Genomic DNA, 23,948 nt, shown 5'->3' on the forward strand with positions numbered 1-23,948 from the left:
TTAAACCCAAGCGAATTTTTTCTTGAGCTTCTTCCAAAGTCAAACCTTGTAAAGAAACTTTTCCCAGTAGCGGCACCACAATGTTACCTTCTGGGTTGATTAAAGCTTGAAAGCTCAAATCTGGAAAGCGCTGAACCGAAACGCTAATTCCATCTCCTATTCCTAAGCGGTACGGTCCAGGAGGACGCTGAAGCACAACGCCAATTGCATCTCCTGGTCCCAAGAGATAGCGACTGAGTTGGGGGGAAATTTCGTCATTTGTACCTAGAGGTATAACCTCAGTACCTGGCACAGGCGAAGGGGGTTGCCCTGGTGATTGTCCTTGAGGTGGAAAAGGCTGGGCAACAACAAGCTGGATAGGTGTTGTTAAGAAAACTCCTACTTGAAGACTGACAAAACACAGGGCGCCGAATGCACGCATATAAGAAGTTGGATCTATGAACATTGGTGCAGGAAAACTGAGATAAGAATTAGTCGCGCCGAGTGGTAATTTTACTCTAAAAATGTCCTAACTGTCTCTTTTATCTGCGAGTATTTTACCAACAAAAAGTAGAAAAATTTTACCAATTCTAATTTATAACTTCATATTTTTAACCTAAACGTGGTTGTAGAGATACTCCTGATGAATCTCTGCACAAAGGCATCTGTAACAGACTCTACAAAGAGTCTGTCATCAATTTAGCTTGCACTGTTTCTCCAATAGACTGTACTAAAGGCCAAGATGTTTCTACTTGCCCCAAAGGTTCCATTGGAATCAGAATACTCACGCCCACCCAAGGAGTGCGTTGCTTACGCCACTGAGACAATTGATCTGCCAAGAACCAGTGGAAAGGTGATGGATTTCCGCCGTCTGGCATAGCGTACCATTGCAAGACAGCGAAGGTTTGCTGTGGTGTGACGACGCGAAAGAACCTGGCTTCTACTTTAGTTTCAACATTAGATGTCAACTTTGCAGGCGGTTTCACTGTAAATTCAGCAGAACGATATTGAGCTATATCCCACTTTCCCCAGCGTGATCTTCCCCAGCCGTTAACGTCTGTCCACTCTACCTCTGGTTGATCCATAGGCCCATTTTGCGGCAGCAAAAGCAAGATCGCCTGGGATTCGGAACCTTCTTTTTTAAGTACCTGCAAAGACCATTTATGTTCGCCAATTTGCTGTTGTGCTTGTTCAATAGTTTGCCAACCAGGAAGGGCTAACCCAGCTTTGCGGATCTGTTTTAACTCCTTCAGGGTAGTAACAGGTGGCGGCTGTTTCCATTGCCAGTGTCCTGTCAGGTATCCGGGAACCCCTCCTATTGCCAACAAGAGTAGCAATAACAAAAGTGCTGCTACCTGACTCAATTGGTTTTTCTTGAAAAACTTAGAGAAGGAAATCATCAGTAAAATTTATAATACTTAGGCAAAATTTTACTTCATAAAATCACACCATGAGTTCAGTAATATTTATCAGTAGAGAAAAAGCAGGGTCAGCAGGGGAAGAAGAACTATGATTATTGACCAATGCCCAATACTTCGACTCCTTTCGACTTACTTCGACTACGCTCAGTACAAGTAGCTCAGTACAAGTGCTCAATGACTAATGACTAATGACTAATGACTAATGACTTTCCCCTTCTGGCTGAGTTTCTGATGCTGAAAAATAGCTATTAATCCAATTCAGTAAGGGCACTAATGACACCAACATACAAGCAGAGTATAGGTCACCACCCCAACCCTCATGGAGCCATTTAAAAGCCGCTTCTTGACCTGTGCCGTGAAAGAAAGTCAGTAAAGTATTACGAATGATATTGGCACAAGTACTAACGATCGCACCAAGAGATAAAAACGCTATAGTTGTGCGGCGTGAAGGCAAAGCGTCTGTCCAATAAAGCAGCATCAAGCCCACGTAAAGAGTAGTAAACAACATTTTCAGCCCTGCACAATAAGGGGCAACTTCTACAATCCGTCCTCCTACGTAGAGATTTATTTCATCTACGGTTACGTCCATACCAAATTGATTCAGTATGAAGCCTGCCATACCAGCGATGAAGCTTTGGAGAGGCATGGTATAGGGAGCAATGAGGTAGGGTACTGCCGTTGGGGTTGCCAAAAATACTAGTAGCAGGGGGAATCCTTGCGATCGCAAACCTGCTATTCCTTTAAACCACAAGCATAATCCAGCCAGTATAACGGGTAAGGAAAGGTTAACCCACTCTGTAACACCGCTAAGATAAAACATTGCCCCGAATAACAAGAAAACAGGGCCCAAAGGATGGATGGTATCTGGTAAACGTTTCCACTTTTTCCGGTTCATCCAGCCCAGATAAGCCGCAAATGGTAAACCAATAATCCCGTGGCTGAAATATTCGTGTTCTGTACTGATATTTTTGTTCAGCCAACCATCCAACCAGTGTAGCAATATAGGAGCATAAAGCAGCAGCAAAACGCTTAAAATAGCTAGATTTAATAAGCCTGATGTGTTTCTGTTTTTAACCTGTTGCTGGAGTGCCATGATTTTCGGTAATTCAAAAACTTTGGTCATTAGTCATTGGTCACTTGTACTGAGCGACTTGCCTTGAGCGAGGTCGAAAGGAGTCGAAGTATTAGTCATTGGTCATTAGTTTTAGATAAAGCACAAATGACAAATGTCTAATTGTTAGATACACATTAGGTATGAATTAACTTCAGGCTACCACGCTGCCAAGGTCAGCAGGAGAGGGTTCATCTGCTTTAGAGGTTGTTGAGACTGCATGAGCGATCGCTGCTACAACTTCTTTGACTTGGCTACTGCTCAAACCAGGATACATCGGTAATGATAATATTTGCTTTGACAGTTTTTCTGAAGAAGGAAAATCTCCCGGCTGATAGCCTAAGTTGATGAATGCCGGCTGGAGATGACAAGCAATTGGGTAGTGAATGCCAGTTTGAATTCCTACTGCTGTAAGTTTTTCCTGGAGTTGCTGGCGTTTTATCGGGCAAGAATCATCAACTCTAATGACATAAAGATGATACACATGGCCTGTATCACTTTGGTTTTCCATAGGGATAATACCAGCAGTTGCCAAAGGTGCTAGTTCTATATCATACTGCTGGGCAATAGTCAAGCGCTCGTGATTCCACTGTGGTAAATATGGTAGTTTCTGGTATAAGACTGCTGCTTGTAAAGTATCCAAGCGGCTATTTGTACCTGGTTCAGTATGAAAATACTTTTGCGATGCACCATAATTTCGCAAGCGCATCATCTTCTGGGCTACATCTGAATCTTGTGTCAGCAGCATTCCTCCATCCCCAAATGCTCCCAAATTCTTGCTGGGATAGAAACTAAAAGCTGCTGCTATTCCGACTGAACCAGCGTGATATCCGTCTCTTTGGGCGAGGTGTGCTTGTGCGGCATCTTCGAAAATTAGTAGTTTGTAGGTATCGGCAAAGTTCAATAGTTCACGTGGTGATACCATTTGACCATAGAGATGCACAGGGATAATTGCTTTGGTATGAGGCGTAATTTCCTTTGCGGCTTCTCTTAAGTCAATTAAAGCTGTTTGGCGATCGCAATCTACTAGAATTGGCTTCGCGCCAGCCCGTTGTACCCCAATCAAGGTTGCTATAAAAGTGTTTGCTGGTAAAATCACTTCGTCGCCAGCACCTATATTACACGCTTGCAATCCGAGAGCGATCGCATCTGTTCCTGATGCAACACCAACTCCATAAGCTGCCCCAGACGCGGCTGCAAATGCTGCTTCAAAATCTGAGACTGCTTCCCCTAAAATAAAATCTCCCTGTTCCAATACAGATTGGATTGCTTCTTGCAATTGCGTTTGAATTGGTTCGTGTTGTAACTTCAGGTCTACAAAAGGTACTCTAATGGTTATTTTATTCATTACAAATCTTCCTCAAAAAAATATTTCCTCGGATGGAAAAATAGAAAAGCCTGCACAACTTTCAGCATGAAATTGTAATAGATTTAATCTATTGGATCGAGACTTATATAAACTATCTAGGATTGTTAGCCATTAATGCTAGCTGTTATAAGTAATAATTGCTATAAAAATTACATTACTCTATATATTGTAAGTAAATTTACCTTAAATATGCCATTAAGAATTTTTCCTTCTGTACATAAAGAATGACAGCCCCTTTGTATTGTATCCTTAGCATTAGCTTACCCTGGCTGAATCCAAATCTAACGCAGTCTGGCTGTAAAATTCCAAGCAATAAAGGCTATACCAGCGCTAAATGAAGAAGATTCAGCACCAGTAACTAGTAACTTGTAGATACCCCCTGGCCGACTTAATATAAGGGATAAAAAATTTTTGCCCCAAATTTGTTTGTCAGAGGCAAAATTAGGGAATGCTTAAAATAGCAATTGATAACCCAGAAATAGGGATTATATCAATTACAGTATCGATAAATTATTAAGGTAGCAGTGGCAATGGTAGAGCCTGAAAACAAATTATTTGCCCTAAAGGATGGTTGGGACTCTCATGAATCAAGAGAACAACAACGCCTCAAAGCTTTGTCAGATTTAGGTTTGCGGCAACCAGAGACAATTCCGGTTTTTGAAGAAGCCACACAGACTGCTGCCCACTTTTTGGAAGCACCAATTTCCATATTGGGATTTGTGGATCAAGAACGCCACTGGTTCAAGTCGGCGGTGGGCTTATCTAGGTTGGGGCTAATGAATCATTTGGCACAAAGCCGCCAACTGTCACGCCGGGAATCTTTTTGCACTCAAGTAGTAGAAAGTCTTCAAGTATTTGTAATTAATGATACGCATAACCTTACAGACCCAGTACTTGCTAGCAGCAAGTTAGTGCAGGATTATGGTATTCGTGCTTACTTAGGAGCGCCACTGATTGATGCTGAGGGGCATTGTTTGGGTGCATTGGCGGTGATGGATTTAGTGCCGCGCAATTTTACAAACCGAGATATAGAGTTTTTACAAATCATAGCTCGTTGGAGCATGAGTGAATTTGAACGTAACCGACTCCTGCAACGGAAACTCGAATCAAGCACTCCCGCGATCGCTCCGATATTTTCAATCAATGACGAACGTAATACTGACATTAAAATTACCCCAGCCACTACAGAAAGCGGCTCTGTTTCTACCAAGGAGCTGAAACTGGAACTTTTAGATCAGCTAACTCAGGAGTTACGCACGCCTTTAACATCTGTACTCGGTATGGCTAGTGTTTTAGGACGTGAGATTTATGGGCCTTTGACGACTAAGCAGAGAGAATATTTGGAAATTATCCAACATAGTGGTCGCTACTTACTTTCCTTAGTAAACGAAATTACCGAACTAGGAGCTATGGATGAAAATTCAACTGTGCTAAATATAGCTCCTGTGGATATCGAAATGCTGTGTCAACAAGCTATCAATACCCTTGAAGAAGCAGCTAATCGCCGCGAACAAGATATTCGCCTCTCTATAGAACCGGGACGCAATCGCATTTGGCCTTTAGATAAAGACAAGGTGCGGCAAATTCTCTATCACCTGGTTTTCAGTGTGATTCAACTTTCGGCTACAGGTAGCATTGTTCGCATTCATGTTTCTTACAAGGAAGATACGCTTAACATTACTATTTGGGTTTCCCATCCTTGGCTAGGGGACGGTATCACTGAAGTTGATCCCTACTTCCGTCTCAATTCTTTGTCGCTGCTGGAGCTAACAGGTGAGGTCATAACTTACAATGCTCATGGACAAAGCCAGGAGCAAAAAGATATTTCATCAGTAGCAGTGGACAATTCAAAAAACTTGAGTGCGAATCACTCAAATTTATTTGCTGGTAGTTTAGGTATAAATTTAGCTAAATCACATGGAAATATCTCTCGTGAAAGTTTGGGTCTGTTGCTAAGTTGTCAACTGGCAGAATTGCATAGCGGACAAATTTTGATTCAAGGTTCAGCAGAATCAGGATATCGTTATGTGCTTTCTTTGCCACTGCAAGTGGCGACTCCTTCACAAGCAATTAGCGATGTCTAATCATATCAGGATTGGGTATTAGGGATTAGAAAAAAGGTATATTTCATCTATTTGGTGAGTGCTAAGTACATGAACGGCTATCTTAACTTAATATCGGCTGAAGTGGTCTTTGATTAAACGTAGTAGCTAATGGCTAGTACCGGGCGAAAGTCATGCATTCGCGCATAATTAATTGTATTCCGGCCTTTTGCACCGTGTTGTGCTAGGAATAAGAGCGCCATCGTGCGAGGTGCAATTTTCGTTATTACCTTTTTATAGCCATAGGCATTATGATCAATTCCAAGTTCTGCGTCGGCAGGCTAATTGATCGCAATGTTTTTTATGAATTTAGTCTGGCAACGATTTACTTTATCATCTTTACCGCTCAAAGAATACCTTGCTACCAGTTACGTACACCGTTTTCTGGTGGGATTGTTAAGTTCTTGGCGGCAAACCAGCGTCTTGATTCAGTGGGGAGATGCGACAGCAGCTGCTTTACTCAGTTTAGTATATGCGCTTGCACCTTTTACTTCGAGTGGATTGGTGGCCTTGTTGCTAGGGGCTTGTGTAGCATTTTGGCTGTTGTTGACTTTATCTGATGAAGCAACACCAGCAAATGTCTCCTCAGTCACTCCCATTCACCTGCTGGTATTGCTCTACTGGGGGGTTGCCGCAGTTGCAACCGCATTGTCACCAGTGAAAAAGGCGGCACTTAACGACTTGGGAACGTTAACCTTGTATTTGCTGCTATTTGCCCTTTGTGCCAGGATACTGAGGTCGCCTCGCCTCCGATCTTGGATTATCATCCTTTACCTGCACGTATCGTTAATTGTCAGTGTATATGGGTTGCGGCAATGGTTTTTTGGAGCCACGGCACTGGCAACTTGGGTTGATCCAGAATCTCCCCTGTCTAAGACTACCAGAGTCTACAGTTATTTAGGCAATCCCAACTTATTGGCTGGATACATCTTACCAGCAGTAATTTTTAGCTTAGTGGCAATTTTTGCATGGCAAAGCTGGCTTAAAAAAGCCTTGGCATTAACAATGCTAATTGTCAATACTGCTTGCCTAATACTCACTTTTAGTCGTGGCGGTTGGATTGGACTAGTGGTGGCAATTTTGGCTGTGATGGCATTGCTAGTTTATTGGAAAAGCGTGGAAATGCCTCGTTTTTGGCGTACCTGGTCGCTACCGATTGTCTTGGGAGTTTTAATCGGGATATTGGTGCTAGCAGTGATATTTGTAGAGCCAGTGCGCCTACGAGTGTTTAGTATTTTTGCTGACCGTCAAGATAGCAGTAATAATTTTCGGCGAAATGTGTGGGATGCTGTTTTTGAGATGATTCGCGATCGCCCGATTTTCGGCATTGGCCCCGGCCACAACTCTTTTAATAAAGTTTATCCTCTTTATCAACGCCCTCGTTACACTGCTTTAAGTGCCTATTCAATTTTGTTTGAAATGACTGTAGAAACTGGCTTTGTTGGTTTAGCCTGCTTTCTCTGGCTAATAATTGTCACATTTAATACGGCATTTTTACAAGTGCGACGACTGCGACAATTGAGAAGTGTAGAGGGATTTTGGTTAATTGGAGCGATCGCTATTTTGTTGGGGATGCTAGCTCATGGAACCGTAGATACTGTTTGGTATCGTCCTGAAGTTAATACTCTCTGGTGGCTCATAGTTGCCTTAATTGCTAGCTATTGGACACCTTTAGCTCAAAATCAGACAAATTCATCTAACTTAGAACCAACAGTAAACTAACATGATTAGTTGTCAGTTGTTTTTCTACTCAACAACTGACAACTTTTAAATTTTGAATAGCCAGAAAGACCAAAATTAAAGCCTTTTGAATGCGTGACTTTTGACTTCCGCCTTGGGGTACTAGTCTCTGTAGGTAGTGTTTCCTGGAGCATTAGGGTCGCGGTAAGCGGTGGGTTGGTTCTCACTCTTTTTACCACCCAAACCAGCTAAACCAGCTAGACCAATTAATCCTAGCCAACCCCAATCAAAACCGTTGCGATCGTTATTATAAGTGGTCGTTGCTGAACCAGTATTGGCTCCGGAGTCAGTTGTCGTCTGAGCTTGTGCGGATAGAGTTAAGGGTAAAACTGCCATACTCAAGGTGAGAACGCCAGCACCAACAGCTGTAATGAAATTACTTTTCATAAGTTGTGACAATTCCTTATGCCATCCGAAGTTACTGACCACTTTATCGATTCCCAACCTTAAGAAAATCAATCTGTGGCTATAAACTAGGAATTGTCACAACTCACGCTGTGGACATACAACATACTTTTTACAGCAATCCGTTTCTCACTCTGGTGTGATAGTTTAGCGATACTGACGCTCAATAGTTTTTCATTGCCCGTTGAATGTCACGCTGGTCTTGGCGTCGTTTCAGGTCTTCTCGCTTATCGTGGAGCTTTTTACCTTTGCCAAGGGCTATACTCACTTTTACCCAGCCGCGTTTAAGATACATTTTTAAAGGAATTAAGGTTAAACCCTGCTGTTCTACTGTGCCAATTAGCTTGCGGAGTTCTTTGCGATGTAACAGTAGCTTGCGTGTACGCCGTGGTTCATGATTAAAATATTGTCCACTAGCGTTATAAGGCGAGATATGCACATTGATCAACCATGCTTCACCATTGCGAAGCAAAGCATAGCCATCTTGGAGATTGACTTTACCTGCACGAATCGACTTAACCTCAGTTCCTGTCAACTCAATTCCAGCTTCGTAAGTTTCTAGAATTTCATACAAATAACGGGCTTGGCGGTTGTCGCTAATAACTTTGTAACTGTCGCTCTTGTCGCTCATTGATAATTTTGTGTGCTTTAAATGTACCTAAAAAATTATTTGGATTGGCTTGTGAATTATGGGGCGTATTTTAGAACCACTATAAACGCTGAACTGTATATCACTAATTTAGCTTTTATAAGTTCACAATTAAGAGTTTTCTGGCAAATTTAAGTTCCCTGACGCCAATAATCATTAGACCTCTTGCATAAATCAAACAATTTGAACCCAACACGCCAGATCCTTCTCCTAATCCCCTCCTGCAAGCGGGGTGGGGTGTTAGGGACTTTTGCAAGGTATCTATTAGTGATTAGCTATGGACTAATGACAAAAAATTAAAACTTAATAACTAACTTAGTTTTTAGAAAATTAGTGATTAATTTAATATTAATTTACAATATTGGGAGCATTTGCTCTGCCTTATTGATAAGTTGTTACAAATTACAAAACTCTCTGTGCCTTCCAAGCATAGGGAGTCAAAGATAAGTTTAACTTCGTTAACTCATCCTACAGATTCAAGATTTTCTTTATAAATCAACCCTAAAGGCATTCATTAGCTGGTAATCCTGTCATAGTATGAAACATAAGAACACTATTATTGTCTGTGTTCACTGATGGAGCGCGTAGAAGAAAATTTCTGAGTAAAAAAATGCTTGGGGTGTATTATCCATGCCCTTGACGATCCTTGTAGTGGATGATGATTTGGGCACTCGTCTGTCTGTTAGCGACTATCTTGAACTGTCTGGTTACTCGGTGATCACAGCTAATGATGGTCAAGAGGCTTTGGTTATGGTGGATGAGCATCATCCGGATTTGATTGTCACGGATATCGTCATGCCACGGATGAATGGCTATGAACTGGTGCGCCGGGTGCGTCAACAACCAGTGTTTCGTTTATTGCCTGTAATTTTATTAACGGCACGCACTAAGACCCAAGAAAGAATTATGGGCTACCAGTCAGGGTGCGATTTATACTTACCCAAGCCTTTTGAACTGGAAGAGTTAGCAGCAGCAATCCGCAATCTTTTGGAGCGATCGCAAATTATTCAATCGGAGTATCGGTTTTCTCATAAAGAGAGTTTGGGCATTTCCGCCTCGACAAAAGGGGTAGATGCCCATAATTCTTTGTCCACTCAAATTCAGAAATCCCACTTGCACTCATCCCTAACTCATAGAGAACAGGAAGTCTTAGAGTTATTGACTCATGGTCTTTCTAATGCCGAAATGGGTGATCAGCTACACCTGAGTCCTCGCACAGTGGAAAAGTACGTTAGCAGTTTATTGAGAAAAACCTCAACCAGCAATCGAGCGGAATTGGTGCGTTTTGCGATGAAGCATGGTCTAGTGGAATAAAAAAAGTTATGAGTTAGGAATTAAGAGTGAGGAGTTAACAAGAAAAGAGGTAACTCTTAACTCCTAACTCCTCACTCCTAACTCATAACTTCAAATTATTGGTTGTTGGCTGTTAACGTATATAAGCAGACCTTCACAAGCATCGATCAGTAAATCAATAACCTGATTAAATCCTTCTTGACCACCGTAATAGGGATCTGGAACTTCCTTCAGGGTGTGTCGAGAGCAAAACTCGCACATCAAACGCACTTTATGCTGATACTGCTTAGTTTGATCAAGAGTGAGGATGTTCTCATAATTTTCTTGATCCATCGCTAAAATTAAATCAAAGTCTTGAAAGTCTGACTTTTGAAACTGGCGTGCTCGACCACGTAGTTTAATTCCCAACTTTATAGCCGCCGCAGCACTCATGCGTCTGTCAGGTCGGCTACCAACGTGATAACTAGATGTACCAGCTGAATCACAGAGGATGCGTACGCCTTTGGCGTCGGCGCAGCCATTGCTCAAGCCAGCCTGCTCAATTAAATGATTCATAATGTTTTCTGCCGATGGCGATCGGCAGATGTTACCTAAGCAGACAAATAGCAACTTGTAAGCCATAGATATTTTTTGTCCTTTGTCAAGAGTCAAAAGTCATTTGACCAATGACAAATCACTAAAATCCAGGAAGTTCTAGTCCACTGGTCAATTCTTCCATACGTTCCCGCATTGTTGCTGTGGATTTGTTGTAAGCTTCTTTCATTGCCACCGTCACCAGATCAGAAAGTACTTCTGCACCTTCTCCTAAAGCATCTGGAGAAATTTCTACTCGCTTGGGTTCTTGGTTACCACTGACAATCACCTTCACCAGACCACCGCCAGATTCTCCTAGAATCTCCATTTGCTCCAATTCTTCTTGGAGTCGCTTTGCGCCTTCTTGAACTTGCTGCGCTTTCTTAAAAGCATCAGCCAATTCTTTCATTTTTCCTAAGCCAAAGCCGAATCCTTGTCCTTTACCTGTCATAATTAGTTTTACGCGTATGCGTTGAATAACAAATCAAATTCAATTATAGATGCGGTAAGTAATTTGCCTCTTTTTTTACCAATAATTAATGCGTCATAGAATGGGGAGTGGGGAGTAGGGAGTAGGGAATTAGGCTTAGACATTGGACATTGGTTATTAATTCTTCTTTCTTCCTCATCTCCCCCATTCCCCATTCCCCATTCCCTATCCACAAGCACCTTGAAACTCTCCGAGCATTTTGACTTCTGGCTCTAAATTAATAGACCAACGTTCTTGTACTTGATGTTGGATGTGGCGAATGAGACAGAAGATATCACTAGCTTTTGCTCCACCACGGTTCACGATAAAATTAGCATGGAGTAGTGCTACTTGCGCTCCACCAATTTGGTAGCCTTTCAGACCAGTTTGTTCAATTAACCAGCCAGCGCTGTAAGGTTTGGGATTGCGGAACACACTCCCACAGCTGGGGAAGTTGTATGGTTGTGTGCTTAACCGATGCTTTTTGTGTTCTCTGGTGATTGCCACAACTTTTGCTGGATCGGCACCTGGTGCAAGTTGTAATGTGGCTTGGGTGACTATGCGATCGCCACCTTGCAATAATGAAGTTCGGTAACTATAACCTAACTGATCGGGGGTAAGAGTTTCCAATGTACCATCGGGTGAAAGTACCTGGGCACTAACTAACATATCTGCGATACAGCTATTATGTGCCCCTGCATTCATCACCACGGCACCTCCGGCTGTTCCAGGGATACCAACAGCCCACTCCAATCCTTGCCATCCTAATTCTGCTGCCGCCAATGCCAAGCTAGGAATTGATTCTCCAGCAGCAACGGTTAATTGACCTGTCTCTGGGTCAAAGTTGCTGAAGCGGAGATGACGAGTAGCAATGATTAAGCCTGATATACCGCGATCGCTCACCAGCAAGTTAGAACCTGCTCCCAACGTTGTCACCTTTAAATTACGTTCTTTTGCGTATTTAAGACTTGCTTGCAGTGCTTCTAAGTTTCGGGGGGCAACGTATAAATCAGCTGCTCCCCCAACTCTATAGGAAGTGAATGCTGACAAAGAAGCCTGGGACTTGATCGCACAATCAGTATTGGGTAAGTAGATTACTTCACTCTCCACCGAATTAGTTGTTTGGGGTTTCTTTGTATTCAAAGCAGAAACTGTGCAGACGTTTCCAGCTGCCTGGGAAATGGTCATCTTTACTTTTATTTGGTAAAATTTTGACATCAATTTACCGTAAAAATACGGTGACTGAGTTCACAGATGGAACCCTAGCTAAACGGGTGCTTTGCTCAGAAATAAAACTTCGCAAAGTTTCCACTTAAGATGTGGCTTTAGCAGGCTCACAAAGTGTCGTAATTATTTCAGGAATTACCTGATTCAAGTTCCCAGCCCCCAAAAACAGCGCCAAGTCTCCTGGGCGTAGTGTTTGCAGCAAGAACTCACACACTGAGGGTAAAGTTGGTTGATAAACTACAGGAGAATGCTGTTTAGCAATTTCTGCTGCTAGATGTTCACCACTAATTTGCCCTAAATTGGGTTCACCTGCACTGTAAATATCAGTCAGCACAACCAAATCAGCATGGGTAAAGGAATCGGCAAATTCTTCTAAAAAGGTGAGTGTACGGCTATAGCGATGGGGTTGGAAGATGGCAACCACTCTTTGTCCTGGTCTTGCTTGTAAGCGTGCTGCGGCAAGAGTAGCACGAATCTCGCTAGGATGATGAGCATAGTCATCAATAAAGGTAATACCATCGACTTCACCCCGGAACTCAAAGCGGCGTCTTGCTCCTTCAAAAGTGGCGATACCTTTGGCAATTTCTCCAAATTCTAAGCCTAAGAGACGACCAACAGCTACTGCTGCTAAGGCATTACTGAGATTGTGCCGACTGAGCAGGCGTAACTTCAACACGCCCAAAGCTTTGCCTCTTTCCCAAACTAGAGCCGTGGTGCCATCAGCACGATAATCAATATTAGTAACGCTGTAATCAGCGTCGGTATCTGAGTATAAGCTGTAGCTGATTGTGGGTTGCAAGTGATCGCGCACTGTAGCACAGTCAATGCTACCTATTAACGTTTTACAACCCTTAGCAAATGTCTGGAAGATGTCAATGACTTCTTCTAATGTCTCGTAATGGTCTGGATGATCGAGTTCAATATTGGTGATGATACCAATCTCTGGAGCGTGTTTTACCAAGGAACCATCAGATTCATCTGCTTCGGCTACTAAATATTGGCTTTGTCCCAATCGAGCATTGCCTTCCCAAGCATTGACTTCGCCACCTACTAAAATCGTTGGGTCTAGACCTGCTTCCATAAGCATATAACCAATCATGCTACTGGTTGTAGTTTTGCCGTGTGTTCCTGCGACTGCAATACTGTGGTAATCGGCAATTAAAGCTGCTAGTACATCTGAACGATGTAAAATTGGGCAACCTAATTCTAGCGCTGCTTTGTATTCTAAATTATTCGTATTAATTGCTGTTGAACAAATAACTTGAGGCAGTATTGAGTTAGTAGCAGTAGGTAATTCTTCTTGTGAATTTAATACTACTGCATTCGCTAATACCTGAGGGCGAAAGAATTCGAGATTGCTTGCCTCTTGTCTACCAAAAATATGAGCGCCGATAGATTCCAACTTGTGCGTAATGTGGTTAGGACGAAGATCCGAACCTGATACTGGAAATTGACGCTTGGCGAGAACGTATGCCAGAGCAGACATACCTATACCACCGATGCCAATGAAATGAAATGGTCTACCACTAAAATCTACAGAATTAGTCATTTATTGCTCCTTTTACACCACACCACACCATAATCACAAATGACACGCGTATCATAACAGGAATTTGATTTTTACCATAACTGTCCCTATATCATGTTGATATTTGATGGCCAGATGATATTTCTGCTCTGGTTTTGCTTGTTCAGAATGATTTTACCTTGGTTGGAGGTTTTTACTATTTCTGAACTGTTGTTAAGATTATTCGGAAAATTTTGGTTGCATCGGGAAATAAATTCTTGTAATGTCAAATACATCTTTTTGGCTAGCTTACTGGAGTTGGCTACATCATACATTGTTAGAGAAGCTGATTTTAAATTGCATCCAGTCTAGGCATGAATTGACTACAATAGTACATTGGTAATGAAACTATTTTTCAATTGCATAAAATCCACACATAACTGGATGGAGCAACTAGCAATTTTTGGTGGCACATTTGATCCAATTCATTGGGGACACCTGCTGGTAGCCGAGAGAGCTTTGCATCAAGTATCCCTTGAAAAGGTAATTTGGGTGCCATCCCTAAATCCTCCACACAAAGAAGCAGCTTTGTTTGAGCATCGTGTGGGAATGCTGCAATTAGCCATAGAAGATAACCCAGCGTTTACTGTCTCACTAGTGGAGGCAAATCGCTCTGGGACTTCCTATGCCATTAACACCCTGATAGACTTATCTGCTTCTTACCCAAATACTCACTGGTACTGGATCGTAGGCTTGGATACTTTCCAAACTTTACCCCGTTGGTACCGTGGACACGAACTAGCACAAATGTGTGATTGGTTAATAGCACCCCGACTGCTAGGTGGTGAGACTATAACTCAAAGCAAATTAATCTGCAAGCAAGTGGAGCAACAACTTAAAGAGCAGTTAGTTACCATTCACTGGCAACTCTTAGATATACCTTTAGTACGAGTTTCGTCAAGTCTAATTCGCAAATTTTGCCGCGATAACTTCGTCAACGCCAAAGGCGAACGCCAGTCAATTCGTTATTTACTCCCAGAATCGGTTAGATCATATATCACTAACAACAATCTCTACTCCCACAAATCTGAATAAATTATGTGTTTTTTTGTTGATATAACACTTTATGGTTAAAAGTGCCCCCCCCCTTTGCGATATGATTGGGGTCAACGATATCAACATATAAGCATAAATACAGAGGGCAAGACACTGTGATTAGAGTTGCAATCAACGGTTTCGGGCGGATTGGACGTAACTTTGCACGATGCTGGGTGGGTAGAGAGAATAGTCAAATTGACCTTGTGGCTATTAATGACACATCAGACCCTAGAACCAATGCTCATCTGCTCAAGTATGACTCGATGCTAGGGAAGATCAAGGGTGCTGAGATTAGTGCCGATGATAACTCTATCATCGTTAACGGTAAGACCATTAAGTGCGTATCTGATCGCAACCCAGAAAAGCTGCCCTGGAAAGATTGGGGAATTGACTTAATTATTGAAGCAACCGGAGTGTTTACTAGCAAAGAAGGAGCGCTCAAGCATGTAAATGCTGGAGCCAAGAAAGTTCTGATTACTGCTCCTGGTAAAAATGAGGATGGTACTTTTGTGGTTGGTGTGAATCATCACGACTATGACCACAACAAACACCACATTATCAGTAATGCTAGCTGTACTACCAACTGCTTGGCACCGATCGCCAAGGTGTTGAACGATAAGTTTGGCATCATCAAAGGCACGATGACCACCACCCATAGCTATACAGGTGACCAACGCTTGCTAGACGCTTCTCACCGGGATTTGCGACGGGCGAGGGCAGCAGCGATCAACATTGTACCCACCTCTACTGGTGCAGCAAAAGCAGTGGCGCTGGTTATCCCTGACCTCAAAGGCAAACTAAATGGCGTTGCTTTACGCGTACCTACCCCGAACGTCTCAATGGTAGATTTCGTAGTTCAGGTTGAGAAGCGCACTATTACTGAAGAAGTTAACCAAGCTCTCAAAGATGCTGCCGAAGGCCCACTTAAAGGGATTTTGGACTACAGCCAACTAGAACTGGTATCTTCCGATTATCAAGGTAGTGATGCTTCTTCGATTGTCGATTCTAGCTTGACTTTGGTTATGGGCAATGACCTAGTAAAAGTTATGGCGTGGTATGACAACGAGTGGGGTTACAGCCAACGAGTCTTGGATCTGGCAGAATTGGTAGCTGAGAAGTGGCAATAATTTGTCATTAGTCGTTAGTCATTAGTCATTGGTCATTAGTCATTAGTCATTAGAAAAATGACAAAGGACAAATGACAAAGGACTATTGACTAAAATGTTGAAATCCCTGGCTAAGACTTAGAACTTGGTTAGGGAATTTTTTTTCTTCGTCGTGCAATAGTACTGTTGATCCGGATGTAATCTTGCCTACGATCGCAGCACCTTGACCAAGATGTTGCACTAAGGCTGATGCTGACTCTTGTGGTAAGCACAGCACTAATTCAAAGTCTTCGCCACCGTATAAAGCATATTCTAGGGCTTGCTCTTGTGTCAGCCAATGGTCAAAAGCTGCTGGCAAGGAAATTTGTCTGCGTTGTAGCACAGCGCCAACGTTACTGGCGCGGCAGATTTGGATAATCGCATCTGCCAAACCATCGCTGCTATCCATACCAGCGACAGGAATTTTGGATTTTAGATTTTGGACTTTGGCTTCGCTCAGTCGAACGATTTTGGATTGGGAATTTAAAATTTTCTGGAGGATTGGTAAGACATCTAATCGTGGTTGTGGACGTTGGTGTGCGCGGATTAGATCGGTCTTTTCCACGTCCTTAAGGTCTTGTCCTAATTCGGGATGCAAGAGCAGTTCTAAGCCAGCTCTTGAGGCTCCATGAACGCCTGTAATGACGATCGCATGTCCCACAACAGCAGCAGAACGGCGGATAATTCGATGAGGGGAAACTTGACCAAAAGCAGTAATTGCCAGAGTAGTCACAGGCGATCGCACGACATCACCCCCGACAATTGAGGTATTGTATTTTTGCAGGCATTCTGTGATTCCCTGGTACAATCGCTCAACCCAACTCACCCTAACTTCACCGGGGAGTCCCAACCCGACGGTAATTCCCAATGGCGAAGCGCCCATTGCTGCTAAATCTGATAAATTGGCAGCAGCAGCCCGCCAACCAGCATCTTCTGGGGAAGTCGTGAGGTTGCTAAAATGTACGCCATCAACCAGCACATCTGTAGTCACTACTAAAGATTGCTCTGGTGCAGTTACCAGAACTGCTGCATCATCCCCAATAATTTCTGGAGGACAGAAGCGCTGCAATCTTTCTAAAAGACCTTGTTCTCCAATATCTTGTATTTGTTGAGAAGATAACTCACTGTTCACAATCGGTTTTCCGTGTTGCAAAATTATTAAGAAAACTGATGATTTGTTTTACTGTTTAAGATAAGGGTATCGTCTAGGAGTCAGTTGGAATGGTAACAACACCAGTAACCAGCATCACATTTGAAGAGTACTTAACCTATGATGATGGCAGTGATTTTCATTATGAACTGGTGGATGGCAAGCTAGAGCTAATGAATCCACCTACTATTGAACATTTCCTGATTGCCAAATTTCTTGAGCAATTACTAGATGCAGAAATCAAACGTTGTAACTGTACTTGGCTGTGTTTTCGGGAAAGTGGGGTGAGAACTGGTAGAAATAAATCTAGGTTGAGCGATCTGTGTGTAGTGACACTGGAGCAAGCTAGAGAATTGTTGAATGCTTCAGCAGTATTTGAGTCACCCCCGTTACTAATTGTCGAGGTGGTTAGTCCTGAGTCGGTGAAACGGGACTATCGCCATAAGCGCTCCGAATATGCGGCCTTAGAGGTTCCTGAATATTGGATTGTAGACCCACTGAAAGCAAAAATTTCAGTGTTACTACTGGAAGATGGATTTTATGAAGAAACAGTTTTTACAGCCAACCAGCAAATTGGATCACGGACTTTTCCAGAATTAGTGATTGCCGTTGATCAAGTGTTCACTGCCGGGAATTTGAGTCAGGGGAGACGCGATTAATCGCGTCTGTACAGGAATTATTCTTCCCCTGCTCTCCCTGCTCCCTTGTTATGCTGCTTGCGGCTCAACCAGATTTTCTATTCCCTGAACGACTTTTGCCGATTCAATTTTGTCACCAGCCTTCAGTTTATCCAAAACTTCTCTGCCTTCGGTGAGATAGCCAAAAACGGCATAACGACCATCTAATAGGTTGCGTCCGGCGGGGGTGAGTTCTGGTTCAAAGAGGAAAAAGAAGAATTGCGAAGAACCACCATTGACTTCACTTTCAGGGCGAGCCATCACTACTGCACCAAAGGCAGAGAAAGGTAGAACTGGCATATCAACGTAACGACCAGCTTCTTCTAGAGTAATGCCATAAGTAGGTGCTTTATCACCCTGAACTAAGACTTCTAAGGGAATAGCGCGATATTTACCCGTGTTTGGATCAATGAAACCCACATCCTTACCGGCTGGATCTCCAGTTTGCAGAAAGTAAGATTCTTCAGAACGGGTAAATTCTAAGCCATTATAAAAACCCCTCTGCACCAAATCTACAAAATTACCAGCAGTGACAGGGGCACTATAACCATCTACTACAAGGGTCAAATCGCCTTTGTTGGTTTTGATTTCTACAGTGGCACGACCTTTAAGTTGTGGCAGGTTACTGTACTGGGCTGGCACTTCAAAGGGGAATTCTTTCACCATTGACTCTTCTAGCCCAGTGACGAGATTTAGAAGTTTGCTTCTCTCTTGTAGAATTTGTTCTTTATCTTTGCTGTTCGCCAATTCTTCTAATTTACCCACCCCAGATTTCAACTCGGTAATCCAAGCTTCGGCTTGGGGTTGGCGTTCTGCGGGAACGCTTGTTAAGATTTGGGAGGGTTTATCGAGAATGCGGGATGCTTGGCTGATGTCTTTGGAAATAGCACCCCAACGCCGATTCGCCCGCAGTTGGGCAGAGATGTCCTCTAGACTGGCTTGTAGTTGCCGTACAGGTTTGTTATCTATCGGGAGTGCATACCGCAACAAAGCCTTACCATCGGTAATTGCATTGCCGGCTGGCAGTGCGGCGCTACTGGAGGGAGTCCACCCAGCTGTAGTTATGCCTAAAAATATTGTTACCAGCAGTATTGCCATTAGGCTGTTCTTCAGCCAGGATTTTAATAAGTTAAGCATGGGATAACTCAAATGCAGCATTAGATTGTTGACTGGACGTAACCCATCAATAATCTTCCCACGTTAAGGGTGGAGGATAAATGACAAATGACAAATACTTCGACTACGCCCAACTCGAAGAAGAGGCTTCGCCCTAAGCGTAGCTATGCCGCAGGCTTTACGGCTACGCTGGCTGACAAGCTCAGTACAAGTGACAATTGACTAATGACTAATGACAAATGCCCAATGACGACCCTAGAAGGGTACAATAAATGCCGATTGTCTTCCAAAATTTGAAAGTTTCATGATCTCCAGTAACGACTTTCGACCCGGTGTTTCAATTGTATTAGATGGGTCTGTATGGCGAGTGCTTGAATTTCTGCACGTCAAGCCAGGTAAAGGTTCCGCTTTTGTCCGAACTAAGTTAAAAAATGTCCAGAGTGGCAGCGTCATGGAAAAAACGTTCCGAGCCGGGGAAACAGTTCCGCAAGCCACTCTAGAAAAAAGCACGATGCAGCATACCTATAAAGAGGGCGATGAGTTCGTCTTTATGGATATGGAAACCTACGAAGAAGGCAGATTGACCCGCGCACAAATTGGCGATCGCGTCAAATACCTCAAGGAAGGTATGGAAGCCGAAGTTATTAAGTGGGGTGACCAGGTGCTGGGAGTAGAATTGCCTAAGTCTGTGGTTTTGGAAATTGTACAAACAGATCCAGGTTTAAAAGGTGACACTGCTACCGGTGGCTCAAAACCAGCAACTCTGGAAACTGGTGCAATTGTGATGGTTCCTTTATTTATTTCCCAAGGAGAACGCATCAAAGTTGATACTCAGGAAGATAAATATATCAGCAGGGAATAACTTTCATCTCTACGGAGATGCAAGTCCCGATGGAAATCCCTAAATCTGGATTTAATCCCTGCCACACTTAAGATGCTCATTTACGGATAGGTCGAGGTAATAAAAACTGTGCCATTGGACTTTAATGAAATCCGCCAACTACTGGCAACTATCGCCCAAACAGATATTGCAGAAGTGACGCTCAAAAGCAATGATTTTGAACTAACAGTCCGTAAGGCTGTGAGCGTCAGCAATCAGATGTTGTCGGTAGGTCAAGCGACCTTCGGCGGTGTGGTGGGTTCGGGCTTGACATCGGGTTCATCTGGAGGAAACCAGATGAACACGAGTCAAGTAACGGAGGTGTCCACATCTCGTGTGTTTGAGAATACTGGTACTAGCACACCATTGCAGTTGTCAGTAAATCCTCCCTCAATCATTGACCAAAGATTAGTAGAAGTGCCTTCCCCAATGGTAGGAACGTTTTATAGCGCTCCTGCGCCTGGGGAAGCGGCATTTGTGGAAGTGGGCGATCGCATCCGCAAGGGTCAAACAGTCTGTATCATTGAAGCTATGAAGCTGATGAATGAAATCGAAGCCGAAGTCTCTGGACAGGTGATGGAAATTCTTCTCCAAAATGGTGACGCTGTAGAATATGGTCAACCTTTGATGCGAATTAACCCCGATTAAGTATTAATCTATATATCAAATGAGTCATCCCAAATGAGTCATCCTTAAAACTTCAGTCCTTGCGGGTTAATCCTGATGAAACAAACGTTGCCTTTACCGCCAGAAGTGGTGCAACAAGTAGCTGAATACTTCAGCCTGTTAAGTGAGCCGATGCGCTTGCGGCTGCTCCACTTATTACGGGATGAAGAAAAATGCGTGCAAGAGTTGGTAGAGGCAACACAGACTTCTCAGGCAAATGTGTCAAAACACCTGAAGGTAATGTGGCAAGCAGGTATCCTTAGCCGCCGCAGTGAAGGAACTTGCGCCTATTACCGGGTGGAAGATGAAATGATTTTTGATTTGTGTAATCGGGTTTGCGATCGCCTTGCCACAAGGTTAGAAGAACAAGCCCGTAATTTTCGTGTATTAAATAGCAAACGTTAGGTCAGTTGTCATTTGTTCTTTGCTAATGACCAATGACCAATACAACTCTTGGAGAGGCTGCGCCCTAAGCGTAGCTATGCCGCAGGCTTTACGACTACGCTACTTCGGCTGCGCTCAGTACAAGTCAGTACAAGTGACCAATGACTAATGACTAATAACTAAAGCTGATAATTTTTCTGAAAGCTTTCACGAGTTAGTGGCTGTTGTAACTCTATACCTTCACCACCTAATACATCCAACGGTTTGCCGTTCACGTCAATGTACACCTTGGCTTTAGGATTTAAAGTTGTCGCAGTGTAAACAACTTGGCCGACGCGGCCCATCATTGATGTGCTTCCACCACCACTGGTAAAATCTTCAGATAAATTAACGTGAACTTCGTCATTTTCTGACTTCAGCCCCAAAAGTTTGGTTCCTTTGGGGATGGTTGTGGAATCTGTCCCTTCTGTTGGGCCTGCTAACAAACTTTGGAAAGCTGCTTCTAATGGCTGGCTGGGTCGTATAGAAGCGACTCTAACAGGCTGGGGGACTAAAGTAACATTTTTGTCCGTTGGTCTTAGCCAATAAACATTAGGGCTTTGCTCATTAGTTGGCTGCCTAGTTGATGGCTGTGGTGGTTGAGCGATGCGCCCAGAGGGGTTTGGTGGTGTGGGTGTATTGCTGGAGTGTGTAGTAAACCAAGCCACACCGCCACCCACGGCTACAACTACTGCTGACACAGCTGCAATTGCGCCTGAAGAAATACGATTAGATCCTTGTTGGCCTTTCATGTTCAAAACCTTCCTGACTGAGGGCTGATATGGTAATTATGTGAGGAGCAGCCTGGTTAAGGACGATACTTATAACTGAAGAGTTTCCCGCTACCTGGAGGAGGCGATTATTTTTAATTCTTCAAGTCCATGATTTAATTTTAGAATTTCTATTTCTGATTCGTCACCTGCCAAATTATGTAAATTTCATTCTTTTTGGAGATGATTGAAGATTAAATTTACAACGCAGAGGAACGCTGAGTAAAACGCAGAGGAACGCAAAGTAAAGTATTGATTCCTCTGCAGAAATTTTGTGTTTAATTTTTTACCTGAATTTTGGCGTTAATCCACTGTTTGAGTGTGGTTGTAACTTCCTCAATGACAATTTCTTGAGATTTGCGGGTTGCTCTTTCTACAACTTCGACTTTGCCATTAGCGATCGCACGTCCGGTTACAATCCTGTAAGGTATGCCAATCAAGTCAGCATCTTTAAATTTAACTCCAGCCCGTTCATCGCGGTCATCTAGTAAGGTTTCAATTCCCACTTGATTGAGTTCTGTGTAAAGTTTTTGGGCGATTTCGATTTGTTGAGCATCCTTAATGTTAGGAATTGTGACAATCGCGTGGTAGGGTGCGATCGCAACTGGCCAAATAATCCCATCTTTATCGTAAGATTGCTCTACGGCAGCTTGCGCTAATCGTGATACACCTACACCAAAACAACCCATAAATAGCGGCTTTTCTTCACCCTGTTCATTGGTATAAGTTGCTCCCATCGGTTGGGAATATTTAGTACCTAATTGAAAGATATGACCTGCTTCAATTCCACGAGCGCTTTGTAAGACTTGTTCTGGGTTATGGATGGCGCGATCGCCTGGTTTTGCTTTTCGTATATTTACTACAGCGTTTGGTAGATTAAATTGCTCATCCCAATTAGCACCGACTACGTGATAGCCAGCTTCATTCGCGCCTGTAACAAAGTTTTTTAAATCAACGGCTGTTTGATCTACTAAGCGCAAAAATTTGGGGTGGATCTGTTTATTGGCGTTAATATACTCATCTGCGATGTCTGGCGCAATGTAGCCTAAAGGTAGAGATTTAGCTGTCCATGCAAGCTTTGCTTCTATATTTGGTACATTCAAACTAATAATAGTTTTAGCACCATATTCCGAAGCTAATTTGGTCAATTCATTTTGCAACTTGACTTCATTAACTTCCTGATCGCCTCGGATGCTCACCAGAACTAACACCGTTATCCCATTATCATAAACTGTCTGATAAAGGACGTTTTTTACTAATTGAGTAGCAGAACAGTTGAGCAGTTGACATACCTTTTCAATCGTTTCTGTTCCAGGTGTATCTCGTTTCTCATAGGTTGTAAACCGTGAGGTTTCGGCGTCAATTGGTAAAGAAACAGCTTTTTCTACGTTAGCGGCGTATTTACCATCCTCAGTGTAGAGAACTTCGTCTTCACCAGCTTCCGTCAAAATCATAAATTCTGTGGAACCAGAACCGCCAATTGCACCAGAATCAGCTTCCACTGCCCGAAAAGCTAAACCAGAACGTTGCAGCATATTGCTGTACGCTTTATACATATCCTGGTAAGTTTCTTTGAGGCTGGCTTCATCGGCATGGAAAGAGTAGCCGTCTTTCATGATAAATTCCCGTCCGCGCATTAAACCAAAGCGGGGACGAATTTCATCGCGGAATTTGGTTTGAATTTGGTAGAGATGTAGAGGTAGCTGGCGATAAGAGCGAATCATATCACGAGCGATCGTGGTGATTACTTCCTCATGAGTTGGGCCTAATCCTAATTGTTGCTCACGGCGGTCAATTAGGGAAAACATGATCCCCTCAGCTTTGGTGTAAGTGTCCCAGCGTCCCGATTCCTTCCATAAATCAGCTGGTTGTAATTGTGGTAGGAGACATTCTTGTGCGCCTGTAGCGTTCATTTCTTCCCGCACAATCTGGGAAACTTTTTGTAGTACTCGCCACATTAGCGGTAGATAAGCATAGATCCCGCTACCGATGCGACGAATGTAACCTGCACGGAGTAATAACTTATGGCTAGGAATCTCAGCATCAGCTGGATCATCCCGAAGTGTAACGAATAACATTTGTGAGAGTCGCATCGTTTATTGCCTTTCTTTGATCGCTAATTTCTATGTCAACTAAAGTATGAAGTATTAAGGATGAAGTACAAAGTACACAGTGTTA

The 23,948-nt window shown here is 43.1% G+C and carries 23 protein-coding genes; 9 read left to right on the forward strand and 14 right to left on the reverse strand.

Features of this window, described 5'->3' with window-relative positions; genetic code table 11:
- From ACFFAP_RS05580 to ACFFAP_RS05595, 4 genes are all read right to left on the reverse strand, one after another.
- A partial coding sequence (locus ACFFAP_RS05580; RefSeq protein WP_375510316.1) for a polysaccharide biosynthesis/export family protein occupies positions 1-445 on the reverse strand: 445 nt, incomplete at its 3' end.
- A gap of 211 nt (positions 446-656) precedes the next feature.
- On the reverse strand, positions 657-1,379 hold the full coding sequence (locus ACFFAP_RS05585; protein ID WP_375510292.1) for a cyanoexosortase B system-associated protein: 723 nt from the start codon (positions 1,377-1,379) through the stop codon (positions 657-659).
- 220 nt (positions 1,380-1,599) lie between these two features.
- Complete coding sequence (gene crtB, locus ACFFAP_RS05590) at positions 1,600-2,493, reverse strand: cyanoexosortase B (RefSeq protein ID WP_375510317.1); 894 nt, start codon at positions 2,491-2,493, stop codon at positions 1,600-1,602.
- A gap of 172 nt (positions 2,494-2,665) precedes the next feature.
- Positions 2,666-3,859 (reverse strand): DegT/DnrJ/EryC1/StrS family aminotransferase, encoded by a 1,194-nt coding sequence (locus tag ACFFAP_RS05595; RefSeq protein ID WP_375510293.1) that lies wholly within the window; start codon positions 3,857-3,859, stop codon positions 2,666-2,668.
- Between the two features lie 551 nt (positions 3,860-4,410).
- Between ACFFAP_RS05595 and ACFFAP_RS05600 the strand changes: the two genes are divergently transcribed.
- Positions 4,411-5,964, forward strand: a complete 1,554-nt coding sequence (locus ACFFAP_RS05600; RefSeq protein WP_375510294.1) for a GAF domain-containing protein — start codon at positions 4,411-4,413, stop codon at positions 5,962-5,964.
- Between the two features lie 321 nt (positions 5,965-6,285).
- Positions 6,286-7,704 carry an IctB family putative bicarbonate transporter gene (locus ACFFAP_RS05605; RefSeq protein ID WP_375510295.1) on the forward strand — a complete coding sequence of 473 codons (1,419 nt, stop codon included), beginning with the start codon at positions 6,286-6,288 and terminating at the stop codon, positions 7,702-7,704.
- A 120-nt stretch (positions 7,705-7,824) separates the two neighbouring features.
- Here the strand turns inward: ACFFAP_RS05605 and ACFFAP_RS05610 are convergent, their stop codons facing one another.
- Both ACFFAP_RS05610 and smpB read right to left on the reverse strand, forming a co-directional pair.
- A complete protein-coding gene (locus tag ACFFAP_RS05610) occupies positions 7,825-8,109 on the reverse strand; it encodes a WGxxGxxG family protein (protein WP_375510296.1) in 285 nt (94 codons plus the stop codon).
- Between the two features lie 181 nt (positions 8,110-8,290).
- Positions 8,291-8,758 (reverse strand): SsrA-binding protein SmpB, encoded by a 468-nt coding sequence (gene smpB, locus ACFFAP_RS05615; RefSeq protein WP_100900463.1) that lies wholly within the window; start codon positions 8,756-8,758, stop codon positions 8,291-8,293.
- A gap of 648 nt (positions 8,759-9,406) precedes the next feature.
- On the opposite strand from smpB, the gene ACFFAP_RS05620 reads away from it, so the two are divergent.
- Positions 9,407-10,090, forward strand: coding sequence for a response regulator transcription factor (locus tag ACFFAP_RS05620; protein WP_375510297.1), 684 nt, complete (start codon positions 9,407-9,409; stop codon positions 10,088-10,090).
- 90 nt (positions 10,091-10,180) lie between these two features.
- Here the strand turns inward: ACFFAP_RS05620 and ACFFAP_RS05625 are convergent, their stop codons facing one another.
- From ACFFAP_RS05625 to murC, 4 genes are all read right to left on the reverse strand, one after another.
- Complete coding sequence (locus tag ACFFAP_RS05625; protein ID WP_375510298.1) at positions 10,181-10,690, reverse strand: low molecular weight protein-tyrosine-phosphatase; 510 nt, start codon at positions 10,688-10,690, stop codon at positions 10,181-10,183.
- A gap of 55 nt (positions 10,691-10,745) precedes the next feature.
- Positions 10,746-11,093, reverse strand: a complete 348-nt coding sequence (locus tag ACFFAP_RS05630; RefSeq protein ID WP_100900466.1) for a YbaB/EbfC family nucleoid-associated protein — start codon at positions 11,091-11,093, stop codon at positions 10,746-10,748.
- A gap of 204 nt (positions 11,094-11,297) precedes the next feature.
- Positions 11,298-12,299 carry a UDP-N-acetylmuramate dehydrogenase gene (gene murB, locus ACFFAP_RS05635; protein ID WP_375510299.1) on the reverse strand — a complete coding sequence of 334 codons (1,002 nt, stop codon included), beginning with the start codon at positions 12,297-12,299 and terminating at the stop codon, positions 11,298-11,300.
- Between the two features lie 124 nt (positions 12,300-12,423).
- Entirely contained in the window at positions 12,424-13,887 is a 1,464-nt protein-coding gene (gene murC, locus ACFFAP_RS05640) for a UDP-N-acetylmuramate--L-alanine ligase (RefSeq protein ID WP_375510300.1), read from the reverse strand.
- 402 nt (positions 13,888-14,289) lie between these two features.
- Between murC and nadD the strand changes: the two genes are divergently transcribed.
- Both nadD and ACFFAP_RS05650 read left to right on the forward strand, forming a co-directional pair.
- Entirely contained in the window at positions 14,290-14,940 is a 651-nt protein-coding gene (gene nadD, locus ACFFAP_RS05645) for a nicotinate (nicotinamide) nucleotide adenylyltransferase (protein ID WP_375510301.1), read from the forward strand.
- Positions 14,941-15,056: 116 nt separating this feature from the next.
- A complete protein-coding gene (locus ACFFAP_RS05650) occupies positions 15,057-16,070 on the forward strand; it encodes a type I glyceraldehyde-3-phosphate dehydrogenase (protein ID WP_375510302.1) in 1,014 nt (337 codons plus the stop codon).
- 82 nt (positions 16,071-16,152) lie between these two features.
- Here ACFFAP_RS05650 and thiL read toward each other — a convergent pair whose 3' ends face one another.
- A complete protein-coding gene (gene thiL, locus ACFFAP_RS05655; protein ID WP_375510303.1) occupies positions 16,153-17,220 on the reverse strand; it encodes a thiamine-phosphate kinase in 1,068 nt (355 codons plus the stop codon).
- Positions 17,221-17,309: 89 nt separating this feature from the next.
- Between thiL and ACFFAP_RS05660 the strand changes: the two genes are divergently transcribed.
- Entirely contained in the window at positions 17,310-17,897 is a 588-nt protein-coding gene (locus tag ACFFAP_RS05660; protein WP_375510304.1) for a Uma2 family endonuclease, read from the forward strand.
- 48 nt (positions 17,898-17,945) lie between these two features.
- Here ACFFAP_RS05660 and ACFFAP_RS05665 read toward each other — a convergent pair whose 3' ends face one another.
- Positions 17,946-19,052, reverse strand: coding sequence for a peptidylprolyl isomerase (locus ACFFAP_RS05665; protein ID WP_375510305.1), 1,107 nt, complete (start codon positions 19,050-19,052; stop codon positions 17,946-17,948).
- Positions 19,053-19,335: 283 nt separating this feature from the next.
- Between ACFFAP_RS05665 and efp the strand changes: the two genes are divergently transcribed.
- The 3 genes from efp (at position 19,336) to ACFFAP_RS05680 (ending at position 20,982) form a co-directional block, all read left to right on the forward strand.
- A complete protein-coding gene (gene efp / locus ACFFAP_RS05670; RefSeq protein WP_114083704.1) occupies positions 19,336-19,893 on the forward strand; it encodes an elongation factor P in 558 nt (185 codons plus the stop codon).
- A 108-nt stretch (positions 19,894-20,001) separates the two neighbouring features.
- The gene (gene accB / locus ACFFAP_RS05675) at positions 20,002-20,559 is read left to right on the forward strand and encodes an acetyl-CoA carboxylase biotin carboxyl carrier protein (protein ID WP_375510306.1); all 558 of its coding nucleotides are present in this window, start codon (positions 20,002-20,004) and stop codon (positions 20,557-20,559) included.
- A gap of 75 nt (positions 20,560-20,634) precedes the next feature.
- Positions 20,635-20,982, forward strand: a complete 348-nt coding sequence (locus tag ACFFAP_RS05680; RefSeq protein ID WP_012407243.1) for a metalloregulator ArsR/SmtB family transcription factor — start codon at positions 20,635-20,637, stop codon at positions 20,980-20,982.
- Positions 20,983-21,140: 158 nt separating this feature from the next.
- Here the strand turns inward: ACFFAP_RS05680 and ACFFAP_RS05685 are convergent, their stop codons facing one another.
- Both ACFFAP_RS05685 and ACFFAP_RS05690 read right to left on the reverse strand, forming a co-directional pair.
- Positions 21,141-21,752, reverse strand: coding sequence for a GerMN domain-containing protein (locus tag ACFFAP_RS05685; protein ID WP_375510307.1), 612 nt, complete (start codon positions 21,750-21,752; stop codon positions 21,141-21,143).
- A gap of 296 nt (positions 21,753-22,048) precedes the next feature.
- Positions 22,049-23,863, reverse strand: a complete 1,815-nt coding sequence (locus ACFFAP_RS05690) for a proline--tRNA ligase (RefSeq protein WP_375510308.1) — start codon at positions 23,861-23,863, stop codon at positions 22,049-22,051.
- Between the last annotated feature and the right edge of the window lie 85 nt (positions 23,864-23,948).

The organism is uncultured Nostoc sp. (genome assembly GCF_964245575.1).
GTDB lineage: Bacteria > Cyanobacteriota > Cyanobacteriia > Cyanobacteriales > Nostocaceae > Nostoc.

Bases quoted from the DNA above. Each gene is read 5' to 3' on its own strand.
- ACFFAP_RS05585 (WP_375510292.1), bottom strand. From the start codon at position 1,379: ATGATTTCCTTCTCTAAGTTTTTCAAGAAAAACCAATTGAGTCAGGTA.
- crtB (WP_375510317.1), bottom strand. From the start codon at position 2,493: ATGGCACTCCAGCAACAGGTTAAAAACAGAAACACATCAGGCTTATTA.
- ACFFAP_RS05595 (WP_375510293.1), bottom strand. From the start codon at position 3,859: ATGAATAAAATAACCATTAGAGTACCTTTTGTAGACCTGAAGTTACAA.
- ACFFAP_RS05600 (WP_375510294.1), top strand. From the start codon at position 4,411: ATGGTAGAGCCTGAAAACAAATTATTTGCCCTAAAGGATGGTTGGGAC.
- ACFFAP_RS05605 (WP_375510295.1), top strand. From the start codon at position 6,286: ATGAATTTAGTCTGGCAACGATTTACTTTATCATCTTTACCGCTCAAA.
- ACFFAP_RS05610 (WP_375510296.1), bottom strand. From the start codon at position 8,109: ATGAAAAGTAATTTCATTACAGCTGTTGGTGCTGGCGTTCTCACCTTG.
- smpB (WP_100900463.1), bottom strand. From the start codon at position 8,758: ATGAGCGACAAGAGCGACAGTTACAAAGTTATTAGCGACAACCGCCAA.
- ACFFAP_RS05620 (WP_375510297.1), top strand. From the start codon at position 9,407: ATGCCCTTGACGATCCTTGTAGTGGATGATGATTTGGGCACTCGTCTG.
- ACFFAP_RS05625 (WP_375510298.1), bottom strand. From the start codon at position 10,690: ATGGCTTACAAGTTGCTATTTGTCTGCTTAGGTAACATCTGCCGATCG.
- ACFFAP_RS05630 (WP_100900466.1), bottom strand. From the start codon at position 11,093: ATGACAGGTAAAGGACAAGGATTCGGCTTTGGCTTAGGAAAAATGAAA.
- murB (WP_375510299.1), bottom strand. From the start codon at position 12,299: ATGACCATTTCCCAGGCAGCTGGAAACGTCTGCACAGTTTCTGCTTTG.
- murC (WP_375510300.1), bottom strand. From the start codon at position 13,887: ATGACTAATTCTGTAGATTTTAGTGGTAGACCATTTCATTTCATTGGC.
- nadD (WP_375510301.1), top strand. From the start codon at position 14,290: ATGGAGCAACTAGCAATTTTTGGTGGCACATTTGATCCAATTCATTGG.
- ACFFAP_RS05660 (WP_375510304.1), top strand. From the start codon at position 17,310: ATGGTAACAACACCAGTAACCAGCATCACATTTGAAGAGTACTTAACC.
- ACFFAP_RS05665 (WP_375510305.1), bottom strand. From the start codon at position 19,052: ATGCTTAACTTATTAAAATCCTGGCTGAAGAACAGCCTAATGGCAATA.
- efp (WP_114083704.1), top strand. From the start codon at position 19,336: ATGATCTCCAGTAACGACTTTCGACCCGGTGTTTCAATTGTATTAGAT.
- ACFFAP_RS05680 (WP_012407243.1), top strand. From the start codon at position 20,635: ATGAAACAAACGTTGCCTTTACCGCCAGAAGTGGTGCAACAAGTAGCT.
- ACFFAP_RS05685 (WP_375510307.1), bottom strand. From the start codon at position 21,752: ATGAAAGGCCAACAAGGATCTAATCGTATTTCTTCAGGCGCAATTGCA.
- ACFFAP_RS05690 (WP_375510308.1), bottom strand. From the start codon at position 23,863: ATGCGACTCTCACAAATGTTATTCGTTACACTTCGGGATGATCCAGCT.